8 protein-coding genes and 1 tRNA gene are annotated in these 7134 nt (G+C 64.4%); 1 reads left to right on the top strand and 8 read right to left on the bottom strand.

Going from position 1 to position 7134, the window contains the following annotated elements; translation table 11 throughout:
• From rplI to ispE, 8 genes are all read right to left on the bottom strand, one after another.
• A partial coding sequence (gene rplI / locus VMS96_03025; GenBank protein HVP42374.1) for a 50S ribosomal protein L9 occupies window positions 1–322 on the bottom strand: 322 nt, incomplete at its 3' end.
• A gap of 74 nt (window positions 323–396) precedes the next feature.
• On the bottom strand, window positions 397–786 hold the full coding sequence (gene rpsR, locus VMS96_03020; protein HVP42373.1) for a 30S ribosomal protein S18: 390 nt from the start codon (window positions 784–786) through the stop codon (window positions 397–399).
• A gap of 108 nt (window positions 787–894) precedes the next feature.
• Window positions 895–1293 carry a 30S ribosomal protein S6 gene (rpsF, locus tag VMS96_03015; protein HVP42372.1) on the bottom strand — a complete coding sequence of 133 codons (399 nt, stop codon included), beginning with the start codon at window positions 1291–1293 and terminating at the stop codon, window positions 895–897.
• 89 nt (window positions 1294–1382) lie between these two features.
• Entirely contained in the window at window positions 1383–1967 is a 585-nt protein-coding gene (gene pth, locus VMS96_03010) for an aminoacyl-tRNA hydrolase (GenBank protein HVP42371.1), read from the bottom strand.
• 5 nt (window positions 1968–1972) lie between these two features.
• On the bottom strand, window positions 1973–2722 hold the full coding sequence (locus VMS96_03005; protein HVP42370.1) for a 50S ribosomal protein L25: 750 nt from the start codon (window positions 2720–2722) through the stop codon (window positions 1973–1975).
• Window positions 2723–2735: 13 nt separating this feature from the next.
• Window positions 2736–3764: a ribose-phosphate pyrophosphokinase gene (locus VMS96_03000; protein ID HVP42369.1), complete on the bottom strand. Its 1029-nt coding sequence runs from the start codon at window positions 3762–3764 to the stop codon at window positions 2736–2738.
• 161 nt (window positions 3765–3925) lie between these two features.
• A tRNA-Gln gene (locus tag VMS96_02995) sits at window positions 3926–3999 on the bottom strand.
• A 213-nt stretch (window positions 4000–4212) separates the two neighbouring features.
• Window positions 4213–5193 (bottom strand): 4-(cytidine 5'-diphospho)-2-C-methyl-D-erythritol kinase, encoded by a 981-nt coding sequence (gene ispE, locus VMS96_02990; protein HVP42368.1) that lies wholly within the window; start codon window positions 5191–5193, stop codon window positions 4213–4215.
• A 49-nt stretch (window positions 5194–5242) separates the two neighbouring features.
• On the opposite strand from ispE, the gene VMS96_02985 reads away from it, so the two are divergent.
• Window positions 5243–6670, top strand: coding sequence for a DUF805 domain-containing protein (locus VMS96_02985; protein HVP42367.1), 1428 nt, complete (start codon window positions 5243–5245; stop codon window positions 6668–6670).
• Window positions 6671–7134 lie beyond the last annotated feature (464 nt).

The raw sequence follows: 7134 nt of genomic DNA, 5'->3' as shown, positions 1-7134 counted from the left end.
TGAAGCCCTTCTTGCCCAGGGCCTCGGCAATGTCGGCAGGGGTCACCGAGCCAAACAGGTGGTCCTTCTCCCCGGCCTTGCGGGTGAATTGCACACTCAGACCGTCGAACTGCCTGGCCAACTCCTCAGCTTCGCCCTTCTCGCGGGCGGAGCGGCGCAGGGCGGCGGCGCGCATCTGCTCGATGACGGAGCGGTTGGCGGGCGTGGCCTCGATGGCCAGCTTGCGGGGCAGCAGGTAGTTGCGTCCGTAGCCTTCGGCCACCTTCACGATGTCGCCGCGGTGGCCCAGCTTGGATACATCTTCTTTCAGGATGACTTCCATAACAGAGCTCCAATCTCGTAATCACCGAGCTTCGCTCGGCCGTGCGGGTCAGAAACCCGCGACCCGGAAACCCCTCATCGCGAAGAGAACGGCAGCAGGGCGATGTTGCGCGCCTGCTTGATGGCCGTGGTCAGGCGGCGCTGGTGCGGAGTGCAGACGCCAGTCAGGCGGCGGGGGACGATCTTGCCCCGCTCGGCCACGAACTGCGCGAGCAGGCGCACGTCCTTGTAGTTGATGGAATCGATCTTCTCGACGCAGAACTTGCAGACCTTCTTGCGGCGGAAGAACTTGCGGGGACCGCCCTCGCGGCCGCCGGGACGGGGGCCACGGTCGCCGCCGGGACGCGGGCCACGATCGCCTCCCATACGGGGACGCTGAGGCGGCGCCACCGGGGCGGGCGCCGCCTGCTCGGGCGCGGCGGTCTCGGTTGCTGCGGGTGCCTGCACTTCTTTTTCGTCAGCCATAAGATCTCCTTCGGATTTTTTCGGTAGAGACCCCCGTAAGGGCGTCTCTACCACCAATCTTTCGCCTTCGGGAGGCGCCCTTGACGGGCGTCTCTACAACGAACTTGCTTACACCGCCGCGGGGGTAGCTTCCCCGGTGGCGGGCTCCGACGCCGGCTCGGGGGCGCGCTTCTGGCGCGTGGCGCGGATCTTCTTGACCTTGTCCAGCCGCTTCTGCTCCTCGTCCACCCGCACGGTGATGAATTTGATCACCGGCTCGGTGACGCGCAGGCGGCGCTCCAGCTCGGCCACGCCCTGTCCCGTTCCCTCCAGGGTGAGCAGGATGTAGATGCCGTCGATGAACCTGCGCACCATGTAGGCAAGACGGCGCTTGCCCATGCGCTCCACGTTCTTCACCGTGCCGCCGACGCTGGCGACCGTGCTCTCCAGAGACGAGATCAGCTTGTCGAGGTCTTCCTCGGTCATGTCGGGCCGGACGATGAACATCACTTCATAAGCACGTTGCATTGTTTCTCTCCCAAATCTTCCTGTACCGCCGGCCTCTGGCCGGCTGTCCCGAGCGCGTTTCGTCCTCGTTCGCCGCCGGGACGGCGGCGTTACATCTCCGCCGATTCCGCCTTGCGGTTGAACCGGGTCATGGCCGCGGCGACGCCGTCGGTGAGGACCACCTTCACCGCCTCGGCGGCCTGGTCGATCATGTCGGCGACCGCTTCCTCCTGCGAGCGCTTGATGGGCGACAGCAGGTAGGGCGCGCCTTCTTTCAACGGCCGCCCCGGGTTGATCCCCATGCGCACGCGGGTGAACTCTTCCGTCCCCAGCGCGCCGATGATCGATTCCATCCCGTTGTGGCCGGCCGAGCTGCCGCGCGGGCGGATGCGCAACTGCCCCAGCGGAAGATCCAGCTCGTCGTACACCACGATCAGGTCCTGCGCCGGATCGGCTTCGTACTCGCGCACCAGCTCGCGCACCGCAATGCCGCTCAGGTTCATGTACGTCTCCGGCTTGGCCAGGAGGACGTCGTGCCCCGCGATCGCGGCCCTGCCGGTGAGCGCCCGGCAATGGCGGTTGGCCACCCGCACCTTGTGTTCGTCGGCAATGCGGTCCACCGCCAGAAAACCCATGTTGTGCGGCGTGAACTGATACTCGATGCCCGGATTGCCGAGACCGACGACCAGTTTCACGTCCGCTATTTCTCTTTCTTTTCCTTCTTCTCTGCCTTTTCCGCCTTCGCGGGAGCGGCAGCCTCGGCTTCGGCAGCGCCTTCCTCGGCCTCCTGCTTGCCCTTCTTGATGACCTCGGGCTCGGCGGGAGCGGCGGCAGCGCCTTCGACGCCCACCTCGGCCGGCTTCTCTTCCACATGCTCCTTCACCGAGACGATGTGGGCCACGGTCTGGTCGGCCGCGGTCAGGACCTTGATCTTGTCGTTCTTGGACAGGTCGGAGACGCGCAGCACGGTGCCGAACACCAGGTGCGACACGTCGACGTCGATGTGGCTGGGGATGTCGCCGGGCAGGCACTCGACCTCGATCTCGCGCTCCACCTGCTCCAGGATGCCGCCCTGGGTCTTGACGCCCTCGGGCACTCCCAGCAGCTTGACCGGCACTTTGACCTTCATGCGCACGTCCATGGCGATGCGCTTCAGGTCCACATGCAGCAGGTGGCCCTTGATGGGCTCGTACTGCCAGTCCACGATCATGGCCTTGGTGCGCTCGTCGCCGACCTGGAGGTCAAAGATGGTGTTGTGGCCGGAGTCGGAGTGCAGGATCTGGAGCATCCTCTTGGGATCGACCACCAGCGCCACCGTCGGCTTCTTGGCCCCATAGAGCACGGCGGGGATGAGGCCGGCGGCGCGCACGCGCCGGGCTTCATTCTTGCCGCGGGAATGGTCCTGCCGCGGCTGGGCTTCCACTACGTTGTTTGCGGTTGCTGTAGCCATGATTCCTCAGTCCTTAGGTGAATAGGGTGCTGACCGACGTCTCTTCGTGGATCGACTGGATCGCGCGCGCGATCAGCCCCGCGATGGACAGTACCTTGATCTTGGGTTCCTGCCGGCCCAACTCGGTCAGCGGGATGGTATTGGTCACAATGACCTGTTCGAGCTTGGAGGCGGCGATGCGCTCGACGGCATGGCCGGAGAACACCGGGTGGGTGGCGCAGGCGTAGACCTTGGACGCACCCGCTTCGATGAGCGCGTCGGCCGTCTTGCAGAGCGTGCCGGCGGTGTCGATGATGTCGTCGAGCAGCAGGCAGGTGCGGCCGTGGACGTCGCCGATGACGTGCATGACCTCGGTCTCGTCCATGCCCGTTCGCCGCTTGTCCACGATGGCCAGCGCCGAGTCCATCTTCTTGGCGAAGAAGCGGGCGCGCTCCACGCCGCCGGCGTCGGGTGAGACCACAGTCAGGTTGGGGAAGTTGCGTTCTTTGCAGTGCGAAACCAGCACCGGCGAGGCGAACAGGTGGTCCACCGGGATGTTGAAGAATCCCTGGATCTGGGGGGCGTGCAGGTCGATGACCAGAACCCGGTTGGCGCCCGCGGTGGTAATCATGTCGGCCACCAGCTTGGAGCTGATGGGGGCGCGCGGCTTGTCTTTGCGGTCCTGGCGCGCGTACCCGTAGTAGGTGATGACCGGGGTGATGCGGCGCGCCGAGGCGCGCTTGAGCGCGTCGATCATCAGCAGCAGCTCCATCAGGTGCTGGTCCACCGGGAAGCAGGTGGGCTGGAGCACGAAGACGTCGCCGCCGCGCACGTTCTCCTGCACCTGGACGTAGGTCTCCCCGTCCTGGAAGCGGGTAACAGTGGCCTGGCCGCGGGCCATCTGGAGGTGGGCGCAAACCTCGTCGGCCAGGGCCGGGTTCGCCGTCCCGGAGAAGATCTTGAACTTGTCGTCGTGCCGTGCCCGCTGCGGTCTGCGATCTGCCTTGGGCTGCTCGGTGGGCTGCTGCGTCTTTTTTTCCGCGGTTGCCACTGTCGTCGCCATAGCCTTCGTCGCCACCTCGTGTGGACTGCCGACTGCGCTCGCCTTTTTCACTGCCTCGTGCATCGCTTGCCTGACTACCAACCTCTGACTTCCGAGATCCTTCGCCCTTTGGGCTCAGGATTCCGCCTGCGGGCTCAGACGCCCGCAAAGCGGCTCAACTCTGGCTGGGCGGCTAGGATTCGAACCTAGACAAAGTGCTCCAAAGGCACTTGACCTACCATTAGTCGACCGCCCAATCCTTCTCCGGGAAACCGCTAAGGTAGAGATCCTTCGCGCTCCGCGCTCAGGATGCCGCCTGCAGGCTCCCGTTCGCCTCGCTCCGCTCAGCTCACTCACGCCTGCAAAGCGGCGGCACCTACCATTAGTCGACCGCCCAGTACCAGTGGACAGTGGTCAGTGGGCAGTGGTCAGCACAAAGCTCTGACCACCGACCACTGGCCACCGACCACTAGACGAACATTCTCCGCCAATACTGCCGGCGAGGAAGCGTGGTGGTCACCTGGGCGCGGATCCCGCCTTCGGTCAACCGCACCGCTGCCCGTTTCGCCTCCGCCGAGGAAGCGAAGAGCCCGTACACCGTCGAGCCAGAGCCGGACAAAGACCCATACCGGGCGCCCGCACGCTCCAGGGCACGCTTCACCTTACGCAGTTCGGGATACTCAGGAAAGACGACACGTTCAAAGTCGTTTTCGATCCCGGCACGGACAAGGTCGAGAAGCAGTGCCTCGGCCCGGTCCCCAACGTTGCGGCTGGGAACACCGGTGGAAGACCCACTCAGCCACGCCAACACAGAGTGACTGAACCCATTGATTGTACTGGATATAGCTGGCGCCGTCAATTTGCCTCTGCGGCCGGAGCCGGTTTCCGCGAGCCGGTCCCAGCGGGCGAAGGCTTGGGGGGTGGAGACGCCGATGGCCGGGGTGGCGACCACGCAGGGGATGCCGGGCATGTCTTCCAGCGGGTAGACCTCTTCCCCCCGGCCAGAACCCAGGACCAGGCCGCCGAGCAGGAACAGGGGGAGGTCGGAGCCCACCTCGGCGGCGATACGCATGCGGTCTTCCGGCGGGAGCTGCCTCCGGAGTGCCCGTTCCAGGGCCAGCAGAGTGGCGACTGCATTGGAGGAGGCGCCCCCGAGTCCGCCCTGCACCGGCAGCTTCTTCTCGATGGTGATAGTCACCTTGGCACGCCGGCGTGTGGCATGAAGGACGCGCTCGGCCACCCGGTAGCAGGTATTGGATTCGTCCTGCGGAACAGCGGGCGCGTTGGACCGGATCTCAATGCCGCTGCCACGTGCGATGGTGACCCGCAGCACGTCGTGCAGCCCGATGGTCTGGTACAGCGTCCGCAACTCGTGAAATCCGTCTGGACGCACCGGGCCGATGCGCAGTCCGATATTGATTTTTGCGAAAGAACGGACAGAGACGGACATGGCGCCCGGATTGTAAATCAGCGCTCAGCGATCAGCACCCGGCGGTACTATGCTGTTGGCATTCCTTCAGGGGGTGAAGGTGAGCCAAGGGACTGGTTCTGCTTTGTTCCAATGGGAAGGCACGGTCGGACGCGCCGAATACCTCGGGTATGGCCTCATCCTGTTCTTCACCAAGTACCTGATCGACAGCGAAGTGGCGCGGCAAGCCTTTCATCGGCCGTGGTCGATCCTGAATTACTACGCGCCCGCGGGAGCGCTCTCCATCGTCAACCTCCCACGGAGCGAGCAGCGCTTCTTCTACACCATGCTGGCCATCGCCATCCCCTTCATCTGGGCCGGCGTGCTGCTAACGGTGAAGCGGCTGCGCGATGTAGGTGCGTCGCCCGCCTGGACGATCCTGTTCTTCGTGCCGGTGGTGAATCTGCTGTTCTTTCTGGCGCTCAGTCTTCTGCCGGGAGCATCGGCGGCGAAACCAGTGCCGCCGTCTCAAGACACTGCTCGAGGTGGGGCGGGCGGTTGGGTGGGCGTCATCCCCAAAAGCAAGCTGGGCGCGGCATTTGTGGGGGTGCTGTTGTGCATTCCGATCACGTTGCTGCTGACGCTGTTCGGGGTCAAGGTACTGGCGAATTATGGATGGGGCTTGTTTGTCGGGGTGCCGTTCGTCATCGGCTTCGTCTCCTCGGCCGTGTACAACCTGCGCGGGCCGCGAGGCACGGGTGAATCGATGGGGGTTGCAGTGCTGGGGCTGGTGCTGGCGGGCGCGGCACTGCTGCTGGTAGCGTTCGAAGGCATCGTGTGCCTGATCATGGCATTCCCCATCGCCGCGCCCCTCGCCATGATCGGAGGCGGGCTGGCCCGCAGCATCTTCTCGCGGCCCATGCCGGCTAGGCCAGCTTCGCAGACCATGGGTGCGCTGGTGCTCGTGCTTCCGCTGCTGATGACCGCCGAGCACGCCGCGCACCGGCCGCCGGTCCCGATCGAAATACGTTCCGAGGTCGTGGTGAACGCCCCGCCGCAAAAAGTCTGGGACCAGCTCATCGCCTTCGCGCAGATCCCTGAGGAGCGCGAGTGGCTGTTCCATATCGGCGTCGCCTATCCAATCCGCGCCGAGATCCAGGGACACGGGCCGGGCGCCGTGCGCTACTGCGTGTTCTCCACCGGGGCGTTCGTGGAGCCGATCGAGGCCTGGGACGAGCCGCACCGGCTCGGCTTCTCCGTGCGCCAGCAACCGCCGGTGATGCAGGAGTGGTCGCCCTACGACATCCGGCCGCCGCATGTGGCGCAGAACTACCTGCTGTCACGCCGTGGAGAGTTCCGGCTGACGGAATTGCCGGGCGGCCGCACCCACCTGGAAGGGACCACCTGGTACGAGAACAAGTTCTGGCCGGCCGCATACTGGCGGGTATGGTCGGACTACTTCATCCACCGCATCCACATGCGGGTGCTGCAGCACATCAAGACACAGGCGGAACGTTAGACTTGACAAGTGTCTGCGCCCGCCCATCACGCGATAGCATACTGTCCGTATGACCATGCGGCGGAAAAGCGTTGGCGTCTTCTTTCTGCTATTCGTAGTTGCCTTGGGCGGACTTCTGATTTCTCTAACGCCACATCTTCTAACCCAACACGGTCACGCGACCTGCGACGGCCAAGCAATTGCTAAGGCAAGTGTGTACCGTTCGCGACGCGGAGATGTTTTCCTGTACGCTCCCAGCCTTGACATTCAACTTGCCGTTGTTTCGCCGAAGGACGGAGAATTGGGGCGTTGCAACGCCCCAGCATTCACTCCTGTCTTCGGATTTCTTTTCAGCCGCGAAGTGGAGCCAAGTATCCAATGCACATCCATGTGGAAGGGGCGCGGCACTAATGACGTCGAACCATCACATGTCGTTACGGAAACCTATGCCGAGTTTCCGTGGGGCTCGTGCCGTAAAGTGAGAA

The organism is Terriglobales bacterium (assembly GCA_035543055.1).
In the GTDB taxonomy this organism is placed as follows: Bacteria; Acidobacteriota; Terriglobia; order Terriglobales; family Acidobacteriaceae; genus JAIQFD01.
The sequence above is the reverse complement of the archived record's forward strand: the minus strand, read 5'-3'. Positions and strand labels throughout refer to the sequence as shown.